At 45.3% G+C, this 2,885-nt stretch carries 1 protein-coding gene and 1 pseudogene; both read left to right on the top strand.

What is annotated here, in order from left to right:
* A partial coding sequence (locus F988_RS15400) for a YadA family autotransporter adhesin (RefSeq protein WP_004681401.1) occupies positions 1 to 1,853 on the top strand: 1,853 nt, incomplete at its 5' end.
* A pseudogene (locus tag F988_RS15395) lies at positions 1,819 to 2,885 on the top strand (hypothetical protein); the annotation flags it as partial. The gene F988_RS15400 and the pseudogene F988_RS15395, both read left to right, overlap by 35 nt.

The raw sequence follows: 2,885 nt of genomic DNA, 5'->3' as shown, positions 1-2,885 counted from the left end.
GCGAAGTTTTAACCTTAAATACAAGGATTGATAATTTACCTACAGGCGGAAGTACGCCAATCGCCAGCGACAATTATGCTCGTACTACAACCGATACCGCTTTAGGTTCAGCGAGAGGTTCAGCACATACAGCTACAACCACAGCAGGACAAATTACCGCAGTCGGTGGCATCACAGTTACTACAACGGGCGCGGGCACAAGTCTGGATGATATTGACTCCTTTACAGCCAATGGTGTCGCAATAACCAAAGCAGCCAACCCAGCCAAAGTAGCAGCCTTTATCAATGCAGCCAAAAAAGGTGGAAATATTGCCGTTGGACAGAAGAGTAGTGCCGTAGGGGTAATGAATGCTGCATCGGGTGAAGCAAGCAGTGCAGTCGGTTATGAAAATACCGCATCGAGTCTTGGTAGTAGTGCAGTCGGTTATTTCAATGAAGCATCGGGTTTTGCTAGCAGTGCAGTCGGTGTTAGCAATACTGCATCGGGTCGATATAGCAGTGCAGTCGGTTATTTCAATACCACATCGGGTCAAAATAGCAGTGCAGTCGGTAATCTAAATACCGCATCCGCAACTTCAAGTAATGCCATCGGTAGCAACAACCAAGCCACAGGTATACTTTCAAATGCTATCGGTTCAGGGATAAACACGGCTGTGATTGCCACAGGCGCAGGCGGTGTTATTACCTCAATTGATGGCATTCCGATTACCACCACAGCAACATCGGTTGCAGCTTTAGATAGGGGCAATATTACAGCCATTGATGGCAATACCAATCCAACTTTTGACGAAAAGCAGGCATTTATTGATGCGGTACAAAAAGGTCAAAATATAGCTTCAGGTGTGGCTGCCAGCGCAGTCGGTGTAAGTAATAATGCCAGTGGTGCAGGCAGTAATGCGGTAGGTTTGGGCAATACCGCATCGGGTATTACTAGCAGTGCATTGGGTTATAATAATACTGCATTGGGTTATCTTAGCAGTGCAGTGGGTTATAATAATACTGCATCAGGTTCTGTTAGCAGTGCATTGGGTCATGTGAATAATGCATCGGGTGTTTATAGCACTGCGGTGGGTTCTAATAATCTTGCATTGGGTTATGTTAGCAGTGCATTTGGTTATAGGAATACTGCATCGGGTGCTATGAGCAGTGCATTGGGTTATACTAATGCTGCATCGGGTGATCATAGCACTGCGGTGGGTTCAAGGAATGTAGCAAGTGCCATTGCGAGTAGTGCATTAGGACACGGAAATCAGGCAACAGGGTTTGGAAGTATAGCAGTCGGGAATGGCTTTGGTGCGCCGAGTGAGGCTTCTATAAATGGTAACACGATTACTTATGGTACTGGTAGTAGTGTGACGACGATTGTGACCTCTTCAAGTGTTTCAGCTAATTCGGATTTATCCAATGTAACTGCAAATGACATTGTTTCTATTAATGGTAATACTACGCTCACTTTGGCACAAAAACAGGTCTTTTTGGATTATGTTCAAGGGTGGAGTAAATCTAATATTTCTTCAGGTATCGCCAGTAGTGCGGTTGGGGTCATCAATAATGCAACAGGTGTAGGCAGTAGTGCCGTTGGTTTTAACAATACAGCAAGCGCAACGAATAGCAGTGTCTTTGGTAGTTATAGCAAAGCCACGCATACAGGCGCAACGGCTTTAGGTAACGACTCTGAAACTGACCGAGACAACAGTATTTCGGTTGGTAAAGCAGGTGCAGAAAAACAAATTACCAATGTTAAGGCAGGTACAGCCGATACTGATGCAATCAATAAAAAACAACTAGACAGCGAAGTTTTAACCTTAAATACAAGGATTGATAATTTACCTACAGGCTATTACAGCCATTGATGGCAATACCAATCCAACTTTTGACGAAAAGCTGGCATTTATTGATGCGGTACAAAAAGGTCAAAATATAGCTTCAGGTGTGGCTGCCAGCGCAGTCGGTGTAAGTAATAATGCCAGTGGTGCAGGCAGTAATGCGGTAGGTTTGGGCAATACCGCATCGGGTAATAGGAGCAGTGCATTGGGTTCTAAGAATACTGCATCGGGTTCTAATAGCAGTGCAGTCGGTTTTGAGAATACTGCATCGAATGGAGACCTCAATAATGCTTTTGGTGCCTATAATAAAAACAATGGCGCTGCGAAAAATACCGCGGTTGGTATTGGCAACATAATTAATTCTTCAGCCTGGGGCACTAATGCGTTAGGTTATAGCAATAACGTAAGTAATCTGTATGGTTCAGCCATCGGCACAAAAAATACCGTCACTGTGGTTGGAGGTAATGCCATAGGTCTAAATAATATAGTAACAGGCGGATATGCCAACGCCATAGGTACCGGTAATACCGTGATTGGGCAAAATGGTGCTGCGGTCGGCTCCGGTTTGGCCGACTATGCAGGTAATTTAGGTCCACAGGCTCTTTTAACGCCCGTCAGCTACACACCAACGTTTAGCAGTGTCGGTGGGGTCACCACACTGGATGGCGTAGTCATTAAAACCAGCGCAGCAGAATGGGCGGCATTATCTGCCAATCCAAGCTTGTTGACCGAAGTCAATGGACAGAGCGTCACAGCAGCACAGGCAACCGATATTATCAATAACTTCAAACAGGGCGGTAACCTGGCGTTGTCTAACCGAAGCAGCGTATTCGGCATTAACAGTAAAGCCGTTGCCGCAGGGGCTACCGCTATTGGTTTAAATTCAGTGGCTGATGAAGCCAATACAATTTCGGTTGGTCGTGCAGGCGCAGAAAAACGGATTACCAATGTGGCAACGGGTACCGCCGATACTGATGCAATCAATAAAAAACAACTAGACAGCGAAGTTTTAACCTTAAATACAAGGATTGATAATTTACCTACAGGCGGAAGTACGCC

Source organism: Acinetobacter parvus DSM 16617 = CIP 108168 (assembly GCF_000368025.1).
In the GTDB taxonomy this organism is placed as follows: Bacteria; Pseudomonadota; Gammaproteobacteria; order Pseudomonadales; family Moraxellaceae; genus Acinetobacter; species Acinetobacter parvus.
This window is presented reverse-complemented; position numbering and strand designations above follow the sequence as displayed.